This window comes from Bradyrhizobium sp. AZCC 2289 (assembly GCF_036924615.1).
Lineage (GTDB): Bacteria > Pseudomonadota > Alphaproteobacteria > Rhizobiales > Xanthobacteraceae > Bradyrhizobium.
The window spans coordinates 3,683,798-3,706,326 of sequence record NZ_JAZHRY010000001.1; the positions used below are offsets into that span (position 1 = coordinate 3,683,798).

Sequence of the window (22,529 nt, forward strand, 5' to 3'; positions counted from 1 at the left end):
AACTAAACAAATGAGCAACTAGCGATTCATCTCACGGGTTAGCCGTCCCGCATTCTTTTCAAAATTGCATCGATAACATTCGGGCTGGATGTTTGAGATGTCATTTGTTCCTCCGTGGTAGACCGGCAGCTTGTGCAGCGATCCCAAGAATTGAAACGGCTTCCTCCACATCTGGTGCAAGTCTTATCCATGGGCATCATGGTCGATGCTGATTCCTTATTTCCCAGCCCGCTTTGAGCGCTTTGTAGCCACCTGACCTTCTCGTTCTGTCCTAATCCGTTCCAACAAAACACTGGCGGGTTCATCGTTGGGGTCCTGCGGGACAAGTTCGCCCCGGAAGGCTTTGGCTAGGATAGCTTGGTCGAGGTGGTCGATTAGTCTGCGAGCGCTGGAGGTTTCGGAAGCTAGACGTTCGATCCATGCGAACGCAGTTCCAGTAAGACGCACCACCTCGTCTTGCTCATCGAGCGGCGCGAGCGGAACTGGAAGTCTGCGAACATCTCGCAGATTTAACCCGGGCATGTCTATTCCGCGATATTTTGAATGTAACCAAGCTTGAGCAATACCGCCCTCAAGCCAACGAGCCAGAAAAGCTGTTCTGATAATGCTAGAAGGTCGAAACCTTGCGGTCCCCTGCGTTATATTGGCGCCTGCCAACGACTTCGGAACGACTGCAACTTTGGTTGCTCGGATAATTCCGAGCAAAATGTCGCCTCCTTGAAGCGAGGCACGGGAATATTTCTCCGCTATCTCCTTACTCGTGAAGAGAAGTTGGTCGATCTTGATTTGGCCATCCTCAATATCAGTCCCTCGAACATAAGGGACCCCACTTGCGAGCTTCGGGCCCGGTTGAACTATTCCGTAAACAATATCTGCGCCCGGCTCCACAATTTCCTCAGCCGCTGCCCAGCACCATGACGGAGGAATTCCAAAACTCTCGTCGCGGGTTGAGAGCGGAGCTAGTGGCACAAAAGGTGTTCGACGGGCTTCCTTCCAATTTGTCCGGTGCAAATCCCGAATGCGCACCAATAAGCGCTTCGCCCCAGCGACATCAGGATGCAATCGACGCCATTCCCGCGTTAATTCTCCTCGAAATGCAGCAGCCAAGATCGCCTGCTTGTACTTCTCAACCAGTCGCGGAATGTGATCGAGATGCTCGCGGACACGATTGGAATTCGCCGACAAGTTCGCGATCTTCGCGACGATTCGCCGCTGTTCGGAGAGCGGAGCGAGTGGGACATCGATCTCCTCTAGGTCAGCCTTATTAAATCCATTTTGCGCCGACCGCGAAATCCTTTTGAGGGGGTCTTGAAAATGATTGCTGAGAAGTAACAATCGAACCCAAGACGCATCAAGCAATTCTCTATCGAAAAGCATTCTGACGAGAGCGACGTTGTACGCTCCGCTCTTGCCGGTTAGGATTTTGCCGACGCTTGCACCATATCTACCGATCATAATGTCGTCAGCGGAGCATTTCGGCCACCGTGAACTATCTTTTATGAAGATTGCCTTTGCATCACTTCCAAAGTCTCTGATCTGTAGCAATCGAACATAGCCCGGACGCGGATGATCGCTAAAAGTTTCCTTTGGCGGTTGGGAGCCGCCTCTAAAATCAAATAGCTGACCAAATTCAGCATGCACCCAAGCGCCCGGCAACTCGCTCATTCTGCTGCCTCGGCAGCCGCGTCGACCGTTTCCGGCTCAAGTTCATCGGAAATTATGTCAATATCCTCTAGTGCTGCCTTGAGATGACCGATGATCGCAGCGGCGATGTCCTCAGGCTCAGTTAAGTGTTCCTCCGTGTCCACCTCTGTATCGCGCAGCCACGAAATATCGAGATTGTCATTTCGCGCCTTGATCACCTCCCGCGTGAACGATCGCCAGCGACCTTCCTCACCCTGATCCTTACGCTTGGCTGTTCCATTGGGGTCGCCGCCGTAAGCCTTCTCAAATTCCGCAAAATCTTGAACGGTCAAAGGGCGGGTTTTGCCAAAAGCTGGCGCATCTGCACGTAGGTCGTAGACCCAGATGGCCTTGGTGTTTGCCTTGTCAGCTTTTCCGCGCTGGAAAAATAGCACGTTGGTCTTGACCCCTTGCGCATAGAAGATGCCGGTAGGCAGCCGCAGGATGGTGTGTAAATTGCACAATTCCATCAACCATGACCGCAGCCGTTGCCCGGTATTGTCCTCGAACAACACATTATCCGGTACGACGACTGCTGCCCGGCCTCCCGGTTTCAGGGCGCGAACGACATGCTCGATGAACGCGAGTTGTTTGTTTGATGTGTCTGCTGTGATCGAGAAGTCCGGACGTGTTGGACGACCGCCGCCTTTTTTGGTGCCGAAGGGAGGGTTGGTCAGAACGATATCGGCTTTCGATAGGCGCTCGCCGTCCGGTGAAAGCGTATCGGCTAACTCGACGCCGCCCTCGATGCCGTGCAACAGCAGGTTCATCATGCAGAGGCGATGGGTGTCGGGCACCAACTCAGCACCCATGAAGGCGTTATTTCGCTGAAAGAAGGCTTGCGCCTCCGGTAACTTGTAGAGGTCATCGGAGTGATCCTTAATGAAGCGATCAGCGGCGACAAGGAAACCAGCCGTACCTGCTGCCGGATCCTGCACCGTTTCGCCGGGCTGAGGCTTCATCAGCCGAACAATACAGTCGATCAGCGGGCGCGGCGTAAAGTATTGACCAGCCCCTGACTTTTTGTCCGACGCATTCTTTTCCAGCAATCCTTCATACAAGTTCCCCAGCCCTTCTTCCCGGGCAGAGAACCAATCCAACTGGTCGATGCTGGAGGTCAGTGCCTTCAGGTTGGTGGGTTTGCGAAGGCGTGTCTGTGCGTCAGTAAATATGGCGCGGACCAGAACATCTTTGACGGTGGGCTGACCGAGGTCGAGAAGCAGCCGCTTGTAGTAGTCAAGCTGGTCTAGACCCTCGCGCTTCTCCAGTTCCTTCCACCGGTACGTCTTCGGCAAGCGGCTTTCCTTGCCAGTTTCTTCTAGCATCTTCAGGAAAAGCAGGAAGGTCAGTTCCGTTACATACTCATTGTAGGTTACGCCGTCGTCTCGGAGGACGTGACAGAGCGCCCACAGCTTGGCAACAATGTCGGTAGTGGTAGTCATCAGCCCGTCCTCTTCCAAATCTCTTCGTTGATCCCGGCAATAACGCTTTCTAGCTCGCCGTCAAATACCTTATTCAGCCGTCTAAATCCGCCGTCAGACGCGAAAGGTTCGTTAGTGTCGATGGTTTCCCGGTCCACCACGATAGATTTTTCTATCTGCTCGCCGATTCGCTTGAGCCACCCCTTCTGCGGCGCTGACCATGTTCTGCTGGCCATTACGGCACGCATGGCAGCATTTAGCCGGTCGGCATAGGGGATCAAGGGATCACCCAACGCGGCCTGACGCACGAAACCAATAATGGATGCGGCGATATCTTCGTTCTTGGCGTCCGCCCAAGCACGGCGGAGGTTGGCCTCCGAGAAGCCCTTGAGGTCAAGCGCCATGCGCAACTCTTTCAGGTGCGTCCGTGTCAAATCACGCGGGCGCTGCAAGACCACCTTGAGTGCGGCAATGTTATTGATGTTGTCGCGCACGAAGGCAGTGAAACTGTCAAGAAAGTCCTCAGGCTTTACAGCTTGGCCATAACCGCGAGTAACCGCGACTACCTCGTCGGCATGCGTCGAGATCGGAACGAACCTTGGCGTGTCGCCATCGCTGCGCCAATCCAAAATTGGTCCTATAGCTGCGCGGTCGGAAAACCATTTAGAAAGCGTCGCAGGCTGGGCTTCCAGCAACCGTTTCAGAGTTTGTTCCGGAGTTTCTCCGGCTACCGCCTCGAATTGTTCTCGCGCCTCGGCAGGCATCTTCTTGAGCCTACGGCGCAGCTTCACCGCCAACTGTTCCCGAATGCTCTCGCGGTGTTCGACTTCTTCGGCTGCAATCAATTCTTTGACGAGTTGCTCGAAGCTGATCGATGGATTAACGACCACCGGTTTCATGTCCGTCAGGTCTTGCAAGTGCGGATAAAGGTCAACGGCGTCGAAGATTCGGAACACTTCTTTACCAATTTCTGGGCATTGGCGGGTCGCTCGACCGATCATTTGCTCATAAAGAATTCGGCTGTTCACCCGGCGCAAGAAAACAAGGTTGGTGATCGACGGAACATCTATGCCGGTGGTGAGAAGATCAACCGTGACCGCGATCCTCGGATTGGTATCGTTTCGGAAGGAGCGAATGAGGCTCTGAACCTTATCAACGCTTCCTGTAATCTTCTTAACCGCCGCGTCCTCGATTTCACCGTACTTTTCTGCAAACGCCGTTTTAATTGCGCTGACCACGATATCGGCATGTGCATCCGTAGCGGCAAAGATCAGCGTTTTGCCGAATGCAGGGTCAATCTGCGTTGCGAGTTCTTCGGCGACGACCCTGTTGAATTCGGGCGTGATCACCTGCTTGTTGAATTTATCAACCTCGAATCGAATTTCGTCTGGCGCGTGGGCCAAATTGACTTCGCCGGTCTTGGTGTTCAAGAGTTCAAGCGCTTCGTCCTTCTCGAAGACGATCCCCGCCTTAGCGAGGGCGGTCTCGATCCTGATCGGCGGTTCGTGGTCGATGAGATGTCCCTCGACCACGGCATCCCGATAAGAGTAAGTGAAGATCGGGTCACCAAATATCTCCGTCGTGTGCAGGGCAGGTGTCGCCGTAAGCCCGATCTTGACGGCATCGAAATAGTCCAGCACCCGTCGATATTTTGAAATGTAGTCGTCCTGACCACGGAAGCTGAGTTCAGCATCTGACATTTCCCGGTCGAGAAGGTAGCCGCGATGGCACTCGTCAACCACGATGAGATCATACTGATCTATTGGTGGCGCTTCCGAGTCATCCGCCGTGAATAGCACACGCTTCACCAACCCTTGAATAGTGCAAATATGCACCTTCGTTTCGGCATCTGGCGTTATATCCTCAAGCTTCTTAAGCCCAAAAATATCAGCGAATGCCCTGCCGGATACGATCTTAGTGGTCGAAAATTCGCCCGCAGCCTGATGACCAAGCGCGGATCGATCCACCACAAAGCAAATACGATGGAAGCGTTTGGTAGCGAGCAAGCGGTAAAGCATAGCGATGGCCAGCTTGGTCTTCCCTGTGCCGGTTGCCATGGCCAACAGCATGGTACGGCGTTCGGCTTCCAGTCCTCGCTCTACTGCCTCGATGGCATGCTGCTGGTAATCCCGAAGAGGGAAGCCGAAGTCGAATGGAAGATTCTTGAGGGCCTCGGTCGCGGCATCCTGATCGATGGCAAGTGACGCCAGAAGGCCCTCAGGCGTCGGCCAATCGACGAGTGCCCGGCGATGATTGGCGGCCCGGCGCGTGTCGCGGAACCATATGCCGCTCTCCGTCTCGATCTGCTTGAGATAGGACCGTCCGTTCGCCGAAAAAACGAAGGGCACCTTATGATCTGCCCACGGCCCACCGGCGAACCCGAAGTCAGCCTGCTGGACCAGCCCCACAGAGTACCGTTCAGCCTGATCTATCGCAGCAGATACGTTCTTGCGTTTTCGCTTTGCTTCGACGACTCCAACAAGCGTTAGTCCGCAGAACAGAGCGTAGTCGGCTGGGCCGCTCTTAGTGGGCCACTCCGCTATCGCTAAATTGCGATCTTTGATGGGGCGCGTTCCTTCGGCAAACCGGAGGAACTTAGAATCGACTTCCCAGCCGCGATCACGGAGTTGCTGGTCAACTAACGCCCGCGTTGCAGATTCATCGAGGTCATACTGAGCAGCAGCACGCTCGCCGCGCTCAACAAGAGCCTGCGCTTCGGCATTTGGTGACTTCTCGGCTTCCGCTTGCAGGGCGGAGAGTCGCTTCTCAACCCCAGCATCCTGCAAAGGCTGATCGAGAAATGGCCTATCCGACTCCGACAGTCCTACACTGAACTGCACATCCAATGCGGATGGGGTGCGATCTTCGCCTCTGCGTTCTAGCTCCGAAAGACGGCTTACAAGCTTGATTTTGTCGCCTTCTAACTCTTGGGCAAGAGCCTCCCAAACGGCACGTTCCTCGGCCTCGCGTTTCAAGCGTTCTTCGGCACCTTCGAGGGCGGTAGTCCTGTCGGTGGCGATCCTGCTGGCGTTCGCTGCGGACGCTTCGACTTCCGCAATCCGGCGTTCGAGTGTCTCGATCTTCGCCCGGAGTTCCGCCGTGTCATCGGACGGTTCAGGCGGCGCGATGAACCCTCCGGGCTTGAAGGTCGGTTGCTTGCCATAGGTGCGATGGAACCAAATCCCAAGCTGACGGGCGAACTTCAGTGCCGACAATGCATCCGCATGAGTTCCCCTTGCCTCATGCACCGCTGTGTTGCCGACTTTACGAAGGAAATGGAAAACGTCGGCGGTCTCTTTTGGCATTACCCGCGCGTAAGAAAGCTTTCGAAGCGTTTCCTCGAAGGTCTCGCGTTCATCTCGATAAAGGGCATGCCGGGCAGCAACGATCTTCGACAGTAGCTCTGCGAACTGACGAAGCTTGAACAGCGAGATGGCTGGGTCTTCACGAAAGTAACGCTCCGCCTGTCCCCCAAGTTGGACAAGCATGGGATCGTGAGAAGCCAAAAAGCCGAAGTTAACTGTAGGTATCATTTAGCATGCAGCCCCAGCCGCAGATTGCATACTTTCTTGGGGCTTGGCGAGGGGGCGATAAGTAAAAAGTTCAACCCGAACCGAAGGATCTTGTGAGGGTACGGGCGGTGCGTAGCGGGCGGGCGAACTCGGTCCCGCGACTTTCGGGGTGGCTTAGAATGCTCTATACTTCCACACAGCATCCAGAGCCTGTTTCAGGCACCAACCTGCCAATGCCGGTAAGGTGGTTTTCCCAAAAGGAGATGTGGCCGTGGGCAATGATAGGCAGCTACCATCCGATTTTGAAACTTATGCTGCGGTGGAGCAGCGGAATCTGATTCGACGGCAGGCTGGGTTGCCGCCTGTCGATTTGCAACGTGAACTGGATCGCATCCGTCAGGCCCAGGAACGTTGGGCATTCGAACAATGGATGCAATCGCCACTGCGCTTTCGTGTCGAACAGAAAATGTTGCAGCGGATACGGCGGCGGCCGAACAATCCCAGTTGGAAACCGACCGGAATGCTATCTGGCGGAGGATGGGCGTTTCATGCCGTGCTGACAAAACAAATGCGCAAGCTTAGAGCGCGACTGGACCGCTAGAATTATTGTCGAACGGCGAGACCTTACGCCTACGCCATTCCTCGCGAGAGTCGTTGTTCAAAAACGGATAGATGGCCGACTGTTCCTTGACGCTAAGGGTTTGGTGGTGCGTCCACTGAGGTTTGGCGTCAGGCTCGGGACGTAACAATAAGAACCGGAATCGCTCCGCCTGTTTCGTCAACCTGTACGGCCTCCATTCTCCGGTCCAGCATAGCCCAAACGCGATATGGCAACGTCCCTGCTTAAAGATTGTATTTTCAGGATTGCCTCCCGTCGTTTCGAATAATCCCTCAAAACGAACCGGAGTTTTCCGCATAGCTTTCACAAAATTGGTCGCCCATGCCAACGGTCTCTCTCCCCGCCAGTAGTTTGGCCAATCTGTCATAGCTATTACACATGTTTTCAGATTGTTGGGGTCCGGAAGCGTAACCGAAGTATCGGCTGGCGTGCAGTGACCACCTCGAAGCAAATCTAGTTTCAAACAGTCTTTAGCTATGTCCCAAGGAAACGCGGCTCGGTCGGAGGGCGCGCCAAGATCGGCTGCTGCCATCACGTATTTCAATTCGATGGCCACCGTTCCTTTGGTACGATGGCGTCCAACAAGATCAATCTCGATTCCCTCCTTATTTTTGAGGGCCGCTGTCTTGAAGCGCTCTTCGGTGCTGCCGTAGCGCCAACTCCAACCATCTAATCCTGTCAATTCTTCAAGTTTTCTCCCGAGCGCTAACTGAAATTCGATTTCACCTTTCTGCCGGTTTACCGAGCCAAAGATCGACCCAGCCTCCGCCAGTTCTTGCATTGCATCCACAATCATTTGGTACATCATTGGGTCTTTATTTGCTGTCGGTTAGAGCACGGCTGGGCCGCAGTCTCTTGTTGCCTGCGTTAAGGATTTGGCCGCCCGTTATCCGGTGCAGCTTTGGGCAGCACAAGGTTTTCGACCAACTCGATTATTTCGCGGCGCTTCGCCCGGTCCTTAATTTTCGAAAACGCTCTGAGTAATCTCAGCGTCTCAACTTCCTCTAGATTGATCATCATAGCCCCCCTCTCGCGAGACAACATAGAGAGATACGATGTCGGGGGTAGTTGCGTTTCGATTTAACCTTAAAGGCCGAAGAATTACTAATGCCCTTGGCTACGAGTGGGGCCGATGAGCGAACACGTTTTCATCACTGTCGGAATTCTGGAATGCAGGTTTGATATCGATACCTGTCCAACCGTTTCCCTTTTGAGCCTTGCGAGAAGTAAATCCTTTCTTTTTCAGTTCCTTGGCAAATGTATTAATCGGCATTGGCGTATGACCGTTGTCACTGCACCATTGCACGTATCCTTCATGCAGCATCTTGCTTGTGCATTTGGCCGTGGGCTGTCGGACGCATCGGTCATCGATGAACTGACCGACGAGATCGTTATCGTTGCGATAGCTGCCGGTTGCTTCGGTCACCTCGATAGGCGGTTTCAAGCCGTTCGCTTTCCAAGATCGGTATCCGTCCAGCGCCCAGTTCAGAATCCCTGAAGCCTCGGCGGCCAAGGCGGATGACAAATGGGGGTCGCGCTCGCTCTCCGGAATGGTGACCCTAAATTCGATGACCCTAATTCTACGCCAGATAGCGTCGTCTGACCCGCTGACCTTCGGGAGGTCGTTGGTTGCTACCCATAGTTTGAACTGGGGGTAAATATCATGAAACTCCTTATACATTGCGCGGCAGTTGATGGGGTCGCCGCCAGTCATGTTTTTAATCTTGGCTTCGGCCAATCGCTGACCAGCTTCGCCGTCAGACGCGGAAATAAACCGCTTCCCTTCCATCGCGGCAAGATCATTGGTCTGGCCATTCGAGAATGGCATTGCGGTCAATGTTTGCATTGGCGTTGCGCCAGCATAATGCCCCAACATGTGCCGAACCGCATTGATGAAGGTGCTCTTTCCGTTCGCACCGCTACCGATCAAGATGAACAAACATTGTTCAGTGACCTCTCCGGACACGCTGTACCCTACCGCGCGCTGCACAAAGTCGATCATATCTTGATTGCCCTCGAAGATCGTATCGAGGAACCCAAGCCATCGTGGGCATTGGGCTGTCGGATCATATGGCGCACCAAGCTTCTTCGTAACGAAGGCATCTTGATTGGCAGGAACGATATCGCCGGTCTGCAAATCAAGAATTCGACCGTCTGCTAATCCTACGAGGTTAGGGTCGCAATCAATTACGTCCTGACCAATGGCAAGTGGAGCGCGGGACAATTCTAGAATCGCGTTGATCTTGGCGCGCGACTTGATCTTACCCGCATCGTCACCTACCTGCTGTTGAGCCATTGCGGCGAAATCTCCCACAATGCCTTGGGCAATTGCCGGTGCGACCGGTTCAAATACCTGAACCGTGCGGTGGTACCATTGGTCTGTGCCGGTGGAGAAGCGAAGGTTGCCCTCGCATTGGGCTGCAAAGGTCATTGCGGCATCGTGGTCCGATGCAAAGTTTGCCTTGGTCCATTGGCAATTGGAATTGGCAGCCCCCCTCGGTGGGTGATGATCACCATTGCCCGACGTACCGCCGAGGAATTTCTCGATATGGCCTGCTGCGTCGCGGCCAATGCATTCAACCAATGCTGTCCAACCCCTTACGGTTTCGCCATTGCGATATCTCTCGAAAGTATCTCGGACGGCTCTGATCCTGTCCGACACTTCATCATCGTTTGCTACTGCGCAAATGGCCTCTATAAATTGGACAACCTCATCTTCTGCCCAGCCATTCTTGGCCAGCAATCCAGCCGTCGCCAATGAGAGATCATGGCGAATGCCTTTTGGCCATTGGTCCAGCAAGACAGAGCCAATAGCAATCTTGGTGGCCGCTACATCAAGAATTTCCCGCGTTGTTTGGGCCGGAACTGACAGTTCGTCCCCAATGGGATGGCTGAACTCAATTATCTCGCCGGTATCCCTGTGGACTGAACCGGGGAATACGGTATGTCCACCAGTAGCCCTCACTTCGATGATGTTCTTCTTTCCTGCGGCGCACTTCCTAATATTGCCCGGAGACGGTACCTGATAAACAAAATGACTGCGTGGCTTCGAAGCCCGACCGAAGACGAATTCGGTTTCAGGCAGGAAATATGGGGCCAGCTTCACGGCATCAGGGTCATCGAGGTCGATATCAACAATGCCAGATGATGGTTCACCCAAGAGCACACTAACGTTATGATCCCGCCGAAACCTGCATGGCAATTCTGGTTCGGTAAGCCGAAGCTTTTGCCATGCCTTATCTACTGGCTCTTTATCCCGAGACTTCACTGGGATGGGGCAATAGCCAGCAGCTAAATAGAGTCGGGCATAATGAAGCGGAATGTTCAGCGTCTCGGCGGTCGTGGTATTGGCAGTGATCGTCATTAAGATGGTCTCCTATTATTTGGGTTATTTCTCCTGTTGTTGAGAAGCTGAATGTCGGACGTGATGATGCTGTCGAAACGGCACTTACCGTTACCGCAGGATCACTGCGCCATAGTTTCAAGAACCAATCGGCGGGCTGCTCTGGACAACGTTATCCGCTGTTCATCGGCATAACGACGAAGCTGTTCAAGTTGCCTTGCAGTCATCCGAAAAGTAAGTCGCGAATCCATTTGCATCTCAGGTCTCCCATTTTCGCTCTCGTTTTATTTAGCTTCGCTGTTCGACAAAAACGGAGAAACACCAAAAATATTTTCGTCATGTCTAATTTCTTTTCGAAACCGCCCTTTTTGCCCCACCGCCTCGAAAGAGTGGAGGTTGTGGAGGTTCACTAGTAACTTCTCTAAACATCACTAAAAATCACTATCGAACAATATTGGGGAAAGTTACTGATCAGCCTCCACAACCTCCACCATCGGGGAAACGTCCTGAATGCCGGTCCGTCCCCGACATGGATGTCACTCGGCTGCTTGCTGCATTGGTTCAGGCAGATCGAAATTGTCGGGATTGGCAAAAAACTGCTCAAGCTGCTCGGCAGTGACGCGGGCCTTTTCGCCAAAGACGATCCGCTTGATGGCTTTGGTCAAAAGCTTGTTGCCAATACCATCGCGGCCACCGCTCTCACAAACATGCCCTAAATCGAGAACATCTTTCAGGTCAGCATGTTCTTCGTACCCACCATCGATCACGATCCTGATGTCTGAGAATTTGTGGTTCCAGCCCTGATAATAGTATGCGACCTGCGCCCCCGCAGGACACCCCCGTGGCTTCCGTATGTGCCGAGCCTTAACCCATATCGCTTCGGCTTCGCGCTGAAGTGCTGGTCCACCGCGATCATGAAAAGCGCCGACATCGATTGCCCATGCAAACCAAGCTGGGTCGGAGAATACGGTCTCGACCAATGTCTTCCCTTGGTTTTTTCCGAAGTGCAAAACTGAACTCATTATCGTCTCCCTTTGAAAAGTGAATTTATCGGCAGACGAAGTTGATTGGGCCAATCCGTCCGCCAAATCTATTTAGCTGCGGTGTCAGACCATCACGGCCGGAATTGAAATTATTTTCGGGCATCGCGCAGAGGGCCGCGCGCACATCGTTTGGGAAATAGGATCGGTGAATAAAGTACAGGGGTCGGCGAAAACGACTACGGACTGCCACGATCAGATGGCACCGACATCGTAGCAGCCCGGGATAATTGATGGTCGCAGGGCCGCAAGTGACTTCGACCTTGATCCATGGAAGAATTTAGCCAAGCTTCTGTTTACAAATCTCTTTGAAAAACGCCTCTTTGACGACACCCATTGATTGCCGAAATCTCCGAGCCAGTTCCGGTGAATCATTCCAGAGGTTCAAGAGAACTTTGACTTCTTTAGCCCGCCCTTCCATCTTGGCGAGAGCGATCTCGTCTGGTTCGTGTTTGGCCCGATAGCGGCAGTTCTTAGGATCAGCAACCCACTCCTCCACCTTTTTGCGACTGGAATTTGGATTTATGATCCCCGCCGCGATGGCGCGGTCGAGTTCGACAGCAGACATATTTTTCGCGATATAGAGGATTGAGTAGTTGGGTGGGAGTGCCGCCGCGATATCGGGATTATGAAGGGCATGGCTGTGTCCAATCCCGGCCAATTTCCGGAAGACTTCAGCGCTGATCTTCGCCTGTTCGTAGAACGATTTCCTTAAACGCCCGGGAATCTTTGCGTTTGCTTCGGCGCAGTCCTTGGCGATTGCTAAGATCGTGTCCGTCTGCCTCTGCCATCTTGGGCCAATAAGTCTGGCGTAGTGCTGAACGAGTTCAGTGTCGGAGATCTGTTCACCGGGGAACAGATCGGGCGCAATGGGGAGATCTCGGTCGGCAATAACGGGAAGCTGTTGGTCGCCATCGGCGACGGCGGTCGAACTCTTCGTCGTCTTGGAAGGGGGCATGATATTGCTCTCAATGTCCCCCCGGTCATCATCGTCTGAGGTAAGGTCGCCGCTGGAATTTTCAAGATAACTGAATGCGAGAAACGCCTTTGCTGCAGCGCCTTCGTGACTTTTGCTGCAATGACTCAGCGCATCGCGACGACCTCAATTCAATCAATAGAACGCGCTTTTATCTCATTGTCCGACGTAGGTGAGGTGCGGCTAGATTTTCGCTTACCAGCGGCGCTCTCAATCTCAGCGCGGCCCCTAATGCAAATGGCGACATTGCGGCACGCCGCCGTTTTCCGGATTGGCGGTCGCAGATTCGTGTCGTTCTTGACTCTTTCGAGACAATTCGCCGCAGCGATTCCGCTTTTGCAAAGATAAACAAACACTTCCTTCGTCTGCAGAGTTCGAGTGCGGTGGAATCGCTTGAGGAGTCAATCCATTGTCCCCTAAGCCGGAAACGGACGAATGATCACGACGAAGATTCTCCTCGATGACGCGCACTTCCAATATCGCAAAAATTCCTTGGACCAACTTCGAAGCGCTGCTGGCTGCCGAATGGCGAGATCTCGCTTCCAAAAGCGAAATGCAATTCTCTTACGGACGCTCTCGTCGCGATACGGTGCCGAGCATTATACCGCGAGGATTGAATAGAATTCAGGCTGCCGCTCTGACTGGCCTGTCCCCAACCGGGTTTGATAAAGCAAGACGCGAAGGCAAGTACCCCGGACCTACATTGCCGGGCGGCAAATTTGATCGTACCCTTATTGAGAGAACGATGGACCGCTTGAGCGGCATCGACAAAGAGGAAACACCGTCATCGGCATTGGATGCTTGGAGAAATCGTGGTTCGCGCACACATTAAAGGGGTCTTTCCAACCTACAAGATGATGCGCGATGGATCGCGCAAGACATATTGGTATCATCGTGCAACAGGCAAACGGTTGCGAGGGCAACCGGGATCAAGCGAATTCATTTCTGATTTCGCTCTGGCAGAATCCACAATGTCCAGTCGAACGGCGGGGACGCTTGCCGGGCTAATTCGCGCCTATACGCTATCGGAAGAATTTGAAAAGCTGCTTGCTGAGAACACCCGTCATCAATATCGGCGGATGCTCACAAAGGCCGAGCAAGATCTCGGTGACCTTCCTCAAAAGGCACTTAATGATCCTCGCGTCCGGAAAGATTTCTTAGACTGGCGAGAAAAAATCGCAAGGTCGTCTGGCAGCAGGGAAGCGGACCATCGACTCTCGGCGGTGTCGGCGATGATTAGTTGGGCGATTGACCGGGGTCATGTAACTTCGAACCACGTTCGAGGATTCAAAAGACTCTATCACGCAGACAGGTCAGAACAGATCTGGTTGCCCGAACATATCGAAGCCTTCATGAAGGTCGCTCCGCTTGAAATGCAGCGAGCACTTATTATCGCATTGCATACGGGCCAGCGCCAAGCCGACATTTTAAAGCTGCCTTGGTCATCGTATGACGGGCAAACAATAACGTTGAGACAGGGCAAGGCATCCCGCAGGGGTGTCCGGGCGGCTCCCATAACGCTTCGATGCACGGCGGCACTTAGCAAAATGCTCGACGAACTTCCCAGAAGCTCACCAATAATACTGACCACCAAGACCGGCAGGCCATACAAGAAGCGCTACTTCGCCTCGCAGTGGAAGTCGGCGACTGAAGCGGCTGAGATCACGGATTTGCACTTCAACGATTTGCGCGGCACAGCGGTAACGTTGCTTTCTGAAGCTGGGAACACGGTCCAACAGGTGGCTTCCGTGACCGGGCACTCCTTAAAGACCGTGACAAGTATCTTAGAGAAATATTTGGCTCGAACTCGCGGCTTGTCGGATGCGGCGATCATGAACTTCGAGAACTCACCGCGAACAGATTTTGCAAACCAACTGCAAACCAGCGCCCCAAAGGGGAAAACCAAGAACGACAAATCTTAGAATTTGCAAGAAGTTAGATGGCGCGCCCGAAGAGATTCGAACTCCTGACCCCCAGATTCGTAGTCTGGTGCTCTATCCAGCTGAGCTACGGGCGCGTTTTTCGCGTGGCGTCTTGGGCTTGAAAGCCCGGATGCATCCGAGATTGGTTCGGAAACGTCGCGAAGAGCGCCTTAGCTACCCGCTCCGGCCCCGATTGGCAAGGTCCGGAACGCGGGTTCTGCCCATCGATGTGCTCGGGTAAATCGGGCGAAAACGGCCGCAAAGGGCAGCGAAACGGCAGCTTTACGCCCGCGCCCGCTCATGGCGCACGCTGAGCAGTTCCACCGGACGGTCCGGGATCGCGATCCGGAAGGTGGCGCCGATGGTGCCCTCGACCAGATGGATGTCGCCGCCATGGGCGCGGACCAGTTCGGCGGCGATCGCAAGCCCGAGCCCGCTGCCGCCGGGTCTGCCCGAGGTCTGGAACGCCTCGAACAGGTGCTCGCGCGCCTTCTCCGGCACACCGGGACCGGTATCGGAGACCTCGATGATCGCGACCGTGCCTTCGCGGCGGCCGGTGATCCGGATCTGAAGGCTCGCATCGCTGTTCGGCCGGCTCTCCAGCGCCTGCGCCGCGTTGCGCACGAGGTTGAGCAGCACCCGGAACAAATGGTCCGGATCGGCGTCGATGGTGAGCCCGCGCTCGATCGCGCTGATCCAGGCGAGCGAGGCGTCGGCCGCGAGCCCGGCCGATTCGCGCACTTCGGCCACCACCGGTTCGACCATGATCACGCGGCGGTCGGGGGCCGCTTCCTGGGCGCGGCCGTAAGAGAGCGTCGACTGGCAAAACGCGATGGCGCGCTCCAGCGAGCGCATCAGTTTCGGCGCGAAGCGCTGCACCCGGGGATCCGGCACGCTGGCGAGCTGGTCGGACAATAATTGCGACGATGCCAACAGGTTGCGCAGGTCGTGGTTGATCTTGGATACCGCGAGCCCAAGTGCTGCCAGCCGGCTCTTCTGATGCAGCATCGACACGAGGTCGCGCTGCATGTCGGACAATTCGCGTTCCGCCACGCCGATCTCGTCGCCGCGCTGGCTCGGCACGATGATTCGCGCCGAACTCTCCGGGTTTTCGTGGAATCCGACCAGGCTCGCCGTCAGGCGCCGCATCGGCCGCACGAACAGATGATGCATGGCGAAATAGACCAGCGCCGACGTCAGCATCGCGATCCCCAATGAGACCAGCAACGTGTTGCGCGAGAACCGGTACATGGCCTGCCGCAGCGGCAGTTCGTCAATCACGACCTCGATGAATTGCGCGCCGCCGGGCGCAGGGCCCACCACGCGGATCGCCTGGTTCCCCGTCTCCAGCATGGTCTCGAAGGAATCGACGATCGCCGACCACACCGTCATCGTCCGCATGTCGATGTCATGGTCGATCGAAGCCGGCAGGTCGGCGCTGGCGAGCAGCCGGCGCTGCTGCCCCATCTTGATGGCCACCGCCCGCGCGCCGACGCTGGTAAGAATCTGCCGCGCCAACGAATCCGGGACCATGCCCAAGGGTGCGGCGTCGAGCACCAATGCCGCGGTATTGGCCGCCGCCAACCGCTCGTTCAGCCGGTTCATCCGGAAATTCGCGATCGCAGGCACGTAGATCATCAGGCCGGCGATCATGACCAGGGGAATGGTGAGCAGCAGCAGCTTGCCGGACAAACCGAGCCGGCGCGGCGTCGTCGGCCGTGGCATTTGCGTTACTGGCTGGTCGTCGGTCACTGACACCAATATCTGCCTTCAAAGCCTCTGTTTCCAGAGGGCTGATTTTCCAGAGCGCGAACCGACGCAAAACCGACGCCTGTCCGGCGGCTCGCGCTCTGCGGTTCAGGATGCGTTCCCGCCCCCTAACCGGTCAAATTACGGATCGCTAATGTCTGCCGGTTCCAGCCGCCGGCGTTAACCGCCGCCTCGACCGTAAAAACCCCGCGAAAACAGATATATTCGCGCCAATTGCGACGTTTCAAAGAACCTCGATTGCGGCACCGCGCAACATTGACGGAAACGGGTCGCTCCCGTATAAGCCGCGCAATTGTCCGCGATGGCCCGGTCTGACCGGGGGCGGCTCATTTGGGGCCGTAAATGGCCTCGTTTTGGGCCGGCCAGCATCACCGGACTTACCTCAATTCGGATTTACTTTAACCAGCGGCAAATTGCCCGGTCAGCGGAGAACTACCCGTGAAGCGGACTTATCAACCCAGCAAACTGGTGCGCAAGCGCCGTCACGGCTTCCGCGCTCGTCTCGCCACGACCGGCGGCCGCAAGGTCCTCGCTGCGCGCCGCGCGCGGGGCCGCAAGCGTCTGAGCGCCTGAACCGGGCGTCTCCGGAGATTACATTATGGATCGGCTAAGGCAGCGGGCGGACTTCCTCGCCGTTGCCAATGGCGCGCGGGCCAACGGCACTGCGTTCGTGCTGCAGGCGCGTGCGCGCGACGATGACGGCCCGATCCGGATCGGTTTCACCGTTACCAAAAAGAACGGCAACGCCCCCCAGCGCAACCGCATCCGTCGCCGGCTTCGCGAACTGGTGAAGCGGCTCGACGTCATATCAATGCGACCGCACCATGATTATGTGCTAGTCGGCCGTCGTGCCGCACTTGATCGCGACTTCGCGACCATGCTCGAAGATCTTCGCTCGGCGTTCCGTCGCCTCGACCGGCAGGCACCGTCCAAGGCGTTTTCGAGCGACAAGGCGTTTTCGAGCGAAGCGGCCTCCGGTTCGCGTCAAAACGCGCCCAAAACAGACACTGGCACCAGCCGTCAACCGAATTGAACGACGAGACCTTGAAACGATGACCGACAATCGCAACACCATCCTCGCCGTCATTCTATCCGGCATCGTGCTGATCGCCTGGCAATATTTCTACAACGTGCCGCAGATGGAAAAGCAGCGCGTGCAGACCCAGACGCAGGCCGAACTGGTGAAGCCGACGCCGCAGGCGACCCCCGGCAGCACCACGCCGCAGGCCGGCTCGGCGCCGTCCGCCAACGCGCCCGCGAACAGTGTGCCGGCCTCGGCCGCGCCCGTCGTCAGCCGCGATACCGCGATTGCCGCAACCCCGCGCGTCAAGATCGACACGCCGCGTCTGACCGGCAGCATCTCGCTCAGGGGCGCGCGCATCGACGATCTCGCGCTGGTGCAGTTCCGCGAAACCGTCGATCCGACATCTCCTGCAATCGTGCTGTACTCGCCCTCGAACACCGCGAGCCCCTATTATGCCGAGTTCGGCTGGGTTCCGGCGACCGGCTCGACCGCGCGCATTCCCGATCAGACCACGATGTGGGAGCAGGAGGGCTCCGGCAGCCTTTCGCCGACCAGCCCGGTAACGCTGAAATATGACAATGGCGACGGCCTCACCTTCCGACGCACGATTTCGATCGACGATAGCTATCTCTTCACCATCAAGGATGAAGTCACCAATATCGGCGCTGCGCCGGTCACGCTCTATCCGTTCGCGCTGATCTCGCGCCACGGCACCCCGCAGGTCTCGGGCTATTACATCCTGCATGAAGGCCTGATCGGCTATCTCGGCGAGAAGGGCCTGCAGGAATACGGCTACAAGAAAATCGACGAGGCCAAATCAGTCAGCTTCGACGTCACCAATGGCTGGCTCGGCATGACCGACAAATACTGGGCGTCGGCGCTGCTGCCGGACACCGCGGCAAAACTGCAGGCGCGCTACTCTTCCAACCTGGTCGGCACGGTGCATACCTACCAGACCGACTATCTGCAGGACGCGCAGACTGTTGCGATCGGCGGCACGATCAGCGCCAATGCGCGGCTGTTTGCCGGCGCCAAGGAAGCCCGCGTCGTCGGCATCAATTTCCCGCTGGTCGGCCTCGGCGGCTATACCAAGCAGCTCGGGCTCAACCACTTCGATCTCCTGATCGACTGGGGCTGGTTCTACTTCATCACCAAGCCGATGTTCCTGGCGCTCGACTGGTTCTATCATCTGGTCGGCAATTTCGGCATCGCCATCCTGCTGGTGACCGTGCTGGTGAAGCTGCTGTTCTTCCCGCTGGCCAACAAATCCTACGCCTCGATGGCGAAGATGAAGTCGGTGCAGCCGCAGCTCGCCGCGCTCAAGGAACGCTATCCGGACGACCGGCAGAAGCAGCAGCAGGAGATGATGGAAATCTACAAGAAGGAGAAGATCAACCCGATCGCCGGTTGTCTTCCCGTCGTCGTGCAGATTCCCGTGTTCTTCTCGCTCTACAAGGTGCTGTTCGTCACCATCGAAATGCGCCACGCGCCGTTCTTTGGCTGGATCAAGGACCTGTCGGCGCCCGATCCGACCAATCTGTTCACGCTGTTCGGCCTGTTGCATTTCGACCCGACGCAGCTGCCGATCTTCGGGCACTATCTCGCGCTCGGCATCTGGCCGATCATCATGGGCATCACGATGTGGTTCCAGATGAAGCTCAATCCGACGCCGCCGGATCCGACGCAGAAGATGATCTTCGACTGGATGCCGCTGATCTTCACCTTTATGCTGGCCGGCTTCCCGGCGGGTCTGGTGATCTACTGGGCCTGGAACAACACGCTGTCGGTGCTGCAGCAGAGCTTCATCATGCGCCGCAATGGCGTGAAGGTGGAGTTGTTCGATAATCTGAGAGCGACGTTCGCCAGGAAGGCCGCGTCGAAAACCTGACGACTTACACCTGGTCGTAGGACGCGAAATCTCCAAGTCGTCATGCCCGGCCTTGTGCCGGGCATCCACGTCTTTGGCGGTTAGTAACAAACAAGACGTGGATGGCCGGGACAAGCCCGGCCATGACGATGAATGGAAACCTTCGCATGACCGCTGAGACCGATGCGAAGCTGATCGAGCAGGGCCGCAAATTATTTGCCGGCGACTGGCAGTTCATCTGGGCCTCGCCCTCGATCGAGACGCTGCCGCCGGAAGCCGGCCTGGAAGTGGCGTTCGCCGGCCGCTCCAATGTCGGCAAATCCAGCCTCATCAACGCGCTGACCGGCCGCAACGCGCTGGCGCGTACCTCGCACACGCCGGGCCGCACCCAGGAGCTGATCTTTTTCCAGGGCCCCGAAAACGCGGACTTCCGGCTGGTCGACATGCCCGGCTATGGCTACGCCTCGGCGCCAAAGGCAAAAGTCGCGTCATGGACCGCGCTGATCCACAAATTCCTGCAGGGCCGCAGCACGCTGGCGCGGGTCTATGTGCTTGTTGACGCCCGCCACGGCATCAAGGACGTCGATCAGGACGTGCTGAAGACGCTCGACAAGTCGGCCGTGAGTTATCAGGTGGTGCTGACCAAGGCGGATCAGGTCAAGCCGGCCGAGCTCGAAAAGTGCATCGCCGAGACCATCGCGGCCCTGGCAAAGCATCCTGCCGCGTTTCCGGATGTGCTGGTGACATCCTCGCGCTCGGGCGTCGGAATGCCGGAATTGCGCGCCGCCATGGTGCGCCTGCTCGAGGAGCGCCGTTGATGAGCCGGGCCTATCGCATCCTGACCGTTCTGGCCGGCATCATGGGCGCCGACGGAATTGTGCTGGCCGCGGCCTCCGCACATCAACCTGATGCGTCCCGGCTGGCATCGGCGTCATCGATGCTGCTGTTCCATGCCACGGCCGTGCTCGGAATCGTTGTGCTCGCCGAGCGTGCAATCGTCCATGCCCGGATCGGGATAGCATCCGCCTTCGGCTTTGTGATCGCCTCCGCCCTGTTCGCCGGCGACCTGAGCTTACGGCAATATGCCGGTCACAGTCTGTTTCCGATGGCCGCGCCGACGGGCGGCACGCTTTTGATTCTGAGCTGGCTGGCCGTCGCGGTGGCCGCGGCATGGCCCCGTAGTTGAGGCCAGGCCTCTTTCTTGCGCTTTCCTACGAGGGGAGAGGGAAAAGAACGCCACTTTGCGCCCTGCCCGCCAATCAGATAGAACCCCGCCCGACCTCTTCGATAATGAGACCCGCTTCATGACCGATGTGTCGAATATCAGCCCGCTCGATCAGGCCCGCATCCTGTCCGAGGCGCTGCCGCATATGCAGGAATATGACGAAGAGACCATCGTCATCAAATATGGCGGCCATGCCATGGGCGCGGAAGAGACCGCCAAGGCCTTCGCCCGCGACATCGTGCTGCTGGAGCAGACCGCGATCAATCCGGTCGTGGTGCATGGCGGCGGGCCGCAGATCGCGACCATGCTGAAGCGGCTCGGTATCCAGTCGGAATTCGCCGCGGGCCTGCGCATCACCGATGCCGCGACCATCGAGATCGTCGAGATGGTGCTGGCCGGCTCGGTCAACAAGCAGCTGGTCGGCTACATCAATGAAGCCGGCGGCAAGGCCGTGGGCTTGAGCGGGAAGGACGGCAACATGGTGTCGGCGTCGAAGGCGACGCGCACCATGGTCGATCCGGACTCGCATATCGAGAAGGTGGTCGATCTCGGTTTCGTCGGCGAGCCCGAGAAGGTCGATCTCACGCTGCTCAATCAGCTGATCGGCCACGACCTGATCCCGGTGCTGGCGCCGCTGGCGACCTCGAAGTCCGGCCAGACCTTCAATGTCAACGCCGACACCTTTGCAGGTGCGGTGGCGGGCGCGCTGAAGGCCAAGCGGTTGCTGCTTCTGACCGACGTTCCCGGCGTGCTCGACAAGTCGAAGAGGCTGATTCCGGAACTGTCGGTCAAGGATGCGCGAAAGCTGATCGCCGACGGCACGATTTCCGGCGGCATGATCCCGAAAGTCGAGACCTGCATCTATGCGCTGGAGCAGGGCGTGCAGGGCGTCGTCATCATCGATGGCAAGACGCAGCACGCCGTGCTGCTCGAATTGTTCACCAATCAAGGCACCGGTACGCTGATCCACAAGTGACCCGCGCGAACCCATCGCCCCCGATGATCAAGCGCCGCTTCAGCGCAAGAATGCGGCGATACGCGGCGCGCACGATCCTGGCGCTGCCGGCCGCGACGATCTCGCTGTTCTTCTCGTCCGCGCCGGCGCTGGCCGACCTGAAGCTCTGCAATCGCATGAGCTATGTGGTCGAAGCCGCGATCGGCATCGACGACAAATCGGCCACCGCCACGCGCGGCTGGTTTCGCATCGATCCCGCCGCCTGCCGCGTCGTGGCGCAGGGCACGCTGATGGCCGACCGCTACCTGTTGAACGCCCGGGCGCTCGGCGTCTACGGCGCTTCGCCGATCCCGCAAAACGGCACCGATACGCTTTGCATCGCGCCGGAGAATTTCGTCATCGCCGCCGCGCGCCAGTGCCGCGCCGGCCAGACCCCGGCGCCCTTCACCCAGATCACGCCGACCCAGGCCGACGATGGCAATCTGGTCGCCTATCTCGCCGAGGACTCCGAATATGACGACGAGCAGGCGCGCCTCGCCGGCATCCAGCGACTGCTGGTCATCGCGGGCTATGACGCAGCCCCGATCGACGGCGTCGATGGCCCGAAGACGCAGGGCGCCCTGGCCGCGTTCCTGAAAGGCCGCGGGCTAAGCGCCGACATCGTGCAGTCGCCGAATTTCTTCACCACCATGATCGACGCGGTGCAGTCGCCGTCCTCGACCGGGCTGACCTGGTGCAACGACACGCGGCACAAGATCATGGCCGCGGTCGCGACCGATGACGGCAAGGTCGTGACCAGCCGCGGCTGGTATCGCATCGATCCCGGCAAATGCCTGCATCCCGACGTGACCGGCCAGCCGAAACAGATCTTCAGCTTTGCCGAAGCCGTCGACGGCGAAAACCGCACCGTCAAATACAAGGACAAGCCGCTGAACTGGGGCGGCGCGAAAGAGCTGTGCACGCGCGAGAGCAAGTTCGAGATCAACGAGCAGGGCGATTGCGGCAGCCGCGGCCTCGCACCGATCGGCTTTGCCGCGGTCGACATGAGCGGCGGCGGCAAGACGCTGCGATTTGCGATGCCGTGATGAATTACTTCGTCGTCCCGGCGAACGCCGGGACCCATAACCACCGGTCTGAGTTTTGGCCAATGACGGCTCAACGATCAAAGGCAA

19 protein-coding genes, 1 tRNA gene and 1 riboswitch are annotated in these 22,529 nt (G+C 57.1%); of the genes, 10 read left to right on the forward strand and 10 right to left on the reverse strand.

Translation table 11 applies throughout. The features are described from left to right. Nucleotides 1–18: 18 nt before the first annotated feature. From V1289_RS49765 to hsdR, 4 genes are read right to left on the reverse strand one after another with little or no spacing between them, the layout of a single operon-like run. Nucleotides 19–171: an HNH endonuclease signature motif containing protein gene (locus tag V1289_RS49765; RefSeq protein WP_442896186.1), complete on the reverse strand. Its 153-nt coding sequence runs from the start codon at nucleotides 169–171 to the stop codon at nucleotides 19–21. Nucleotides 172–216: 45 nt separating this feature from the next. After that, nucleotides 217–1,665 carry a restriction endonuclease subunit S gene (locus tag V1289_RS17640; protein ID WP_334398077.1) on the reverse strand — a complete coding sequence of 483 codons (1,449 nt, stop codon included), beginning with the start codon at nucleotides 1,663–1,665 and terminating at the stop codon, nucleotides 217–219. Next, nucleotides 1,662–3,125 carry a class I SAM-dependent DNA methyltransferase gene (locus tag V1289_RS17645; RefSeq protein ID WP_334398078.1) on the reverse strand — a complete coding sequence of 488 codons (1,464 nt, stop codon included), beginning with the start codon at nucleotides 3,123–3,125 and terminating at the stop codon, nucleotides 1,662–1,664. Before V1289_RS17645 ends, V1289_RS17640 begins: the two co-directional genes overlap by 4 nt. Beyond that, nucleotides 3,125–6,637: a type I restriction-modification system endonuclease gene (gene hsdR, locus V1289_RS17650; protein WP_334398079.1), complete on the reverse strand. Its 3,513-nt coding sequence runs from the start codon at nucleotides 6,635–6,637 to the stop codon at nucleotides 3,125–3,127. Before hsdR ends, V1289_RS17645 begins: the two co-directional genes overlap by 1 nt. Before the next feature lie 173 nt (nucleotides 6,638–6,810). Beyond that, nucleotides 6,811–6,909: riboswitch (SAM-I-IV-variant riboswitch) on the forward strand. On the opposite strand from hsdR, the gene V1289_RS17655 reads away from it, so the two are divergent. Continuing rightward, nucleotides 6,888–7,217 carry a hypothetical protein gene (locus tag V1289_RS17655; protein ID WP_334398080.1) on the forward strand — a complete coding sequence of 110 codons (330 nt, stop codon included), beginning with the start codon at nucleotides 6,888–6,890 and terminating at the stop codon, nucleotides 7,215–7,217. It overlaps the preceding riboswitch by 22 nt. Here V1289_RS17655 and V1289_RS17660 read toward each other — a convergent pair. From V1289_RS17660 to V1289_RS17675, 4 genes are all read right to left on the reverse strand, one after another. Next, a complete protein-coding gene (locus V1289_RS17660) occupies nucleotides 7,195–8,043 on the reverse strand; it encodes a hypothetical protein (protein WP_334398081.1) in 849 nt (282 codons plus the stop codon). The genes V1289_RS17655 and V1289_RS17660 overlap by 23 nt on opposite strands. 309 nt (nucleotides 8,044–8,352) lie before the next feature. Next, a complete protein-coding gene (locus tag V1289_RS17665) occupies nucleotides 8,353–10,599 on the reverse strand; it encodes a phage/plasmid primase, P4 family (protein ID WP_334398082.1) in 2,247 nt (748 codons plus the stop codon). A gap of 515 nt (nucleotides 10,600–11,114) precedes the next feature. Next, nucleotides 11,115–11,600, reverse strand: a complete 486-nt coding sequence (locus V1289_RS17670; RefSeq protein WP_334398083.1) for a hypothetical protein — start codon at nucleotides 11,598–11,600, stop codon at nucleotides 11,115–11,117. Between the two features lie 298 nt (nucleotides 11,601–11,898). Beyond that, nucleotides 11,899–12,576, reverse strand: a complete 678-nt coding sequence (locus tag V1289_RS17675; protein WP_334398084.1) for a hypothetical protein — start codon at nucleotides 12,574–12,576, stop codon at nucleotides 11,899–11,901. A gap of 478 nt (nucleotides 12,577–13,054) precedes the next feature. On the opposite strand from V1289_RS17675, the gene V1289_RS17680 reads away from it, so the two are divergent. Beyond that, a complete protein-coding gene (locus V1289_RS17680; protein WP_334398085.1) occupies nucleotides 13,055–13,426 on the forward strand; it encodes a hypothetical protein in 372 nt (123 codons plus the stop codon). Then, nucleotides 13,407–14,516: a tyrosine-type recombinase/integrase gene (locus V1289_RS17685; RefSeq protein WP_334398086.1), complete on the forward strand. Its 1,110-nt coding sequence runs from the start codon at nucleotides 13,407–13,409 to the stop codon at nucleotides 14,514–14,516. The genes V1289_RS17680 and V1289_RS17685 overlap by 20 nt, the downstream gene beginning before the upstream one ends. 18 nt (nucleotides 14,517–14,534) lie before the next feature. Here the strand turns inward: V1289_RS17685 and V1289_RS17690 are convergent. Beyond that, nucleotides 14,535–14,611 (reverse strand) — tRNA-Arg (locus V1289_RS17690). 187 nt (nucleotides 14,612–14,798) lie between these two features. Continuing rightward, the gene (locus V1289_RS17695) at nucleotides 14,799–16,241 is read right to left on the reverse strand and encodes a HAMP domain-containing sensor histidine kinase (RefSeq protein WP_334407520.1); all 1,443 of its coding nucleotides are present in this window, start codon (nucleotides 16,239–16,241) and stop codon (nucleotides 14,799–14,801) included. A 483-nt stretch (nucleotides 16,242–16,724) separates the two neighbouring features. On the opposite strand from V1289_RS17695, the gene rpmH reads away from it, so the two are divergent. From rpmH to V1289_RS17730, 7 genes are all read left to right on the forward strand, one after another. Then, nucleotides 16,725–16,859, forward strand: a complete 135-nt coding sequence (rpmH, locus tag V1289_RS17700) for a 50S ribosomal protein L34 (protein ID WP_006609582.1) — start codon at nucleotides 16,725–16,727, stop codon at nucleotides 16,857–16,859. 25 nt (nucleotides 16,860–16,884) lie between these two features. Continuing rightward, on the forward strand, nucleotides 16,885–17,319 hold the full coding sequence (gene rnpA / locus V1289_RS17705) for a ribonuclease P protein component (protein WP_309180208.1): 435 nt from the start codon (nucleotides 16,885–16,887) through the stop codon (nucleotides 17,317–17,319). 19 nt (nucleotides 17,320–17,338) lie between these two features. Beyond that, the gene (gene yidC / locus V1289_RS17710) at nucleotides 17,339–19,198 is read left to right on the forward strand and encodes a membrane protein insertase YidC (protein ID WP_334398087.1); all 1,860 of its coding nucleotides are present in this window, start codon (nucleotides 17,339–17,341) and stop codon (nucleotides 19,196–19,198) included. A 146-nt stretch (nucleotides 19,199–19,344) separates the two neighbouring features. After that, complete coding sequence (yihA, locus tag V1289_RS17715; RefSeq protein ID WP_334398088.1) at nucleotides 19,345–19,995, forward strand: ribosome biogenesis GTP-binding protein YihA/YsxC; 651 nt, start codon at nucleotides 19,345–19,347, stop codon at nucleotides 19,993–19,995. After that, nucleotides 19,995–20,363 carry a DUF423 domain-containing protein gene (locus tag V1289_RS17720; protein ID WP_334398089.1) on the forward strand — a complete coding sequence of 123 codons (369 nt, stop codon included), beginning with the start codon at nucleotides 19,995–19,997 and terminating at the stop codon, nucleotides 20,361–20,363. The genes yihA and V1289_RS17720 overlap by 1 nt, the downstream gene beginning before the upstream one ends. A 118-nt stretch (nucleotides 20,364–20,481) precedes the next feature. Further along, nucleotides 20,482–21,378, forward strand: coding sequence for an acetylglutamate kinase (argB, locus tag V1289_RS17725; RefSeq protein ID WP_334398090.1), 897 nt, complete (start codon nucleotides 20,482–20,484; stop codon nucleotides 21,376–21,378). 77 nt (nucleotides 21,379–21,455) lie between these two features. Continuing rightward, entirely contained in the window at nucleotides 21,456–22,442 is a 987-nt protein-coding gene (locus tag V1289_RS17730) for a DUF1036 domain-containing protein (RefSeq protein ID WP_334407522.1), read from the forward strand. Nucleotides 22,443–22,529: the final 87 nt, after the last annotated feature.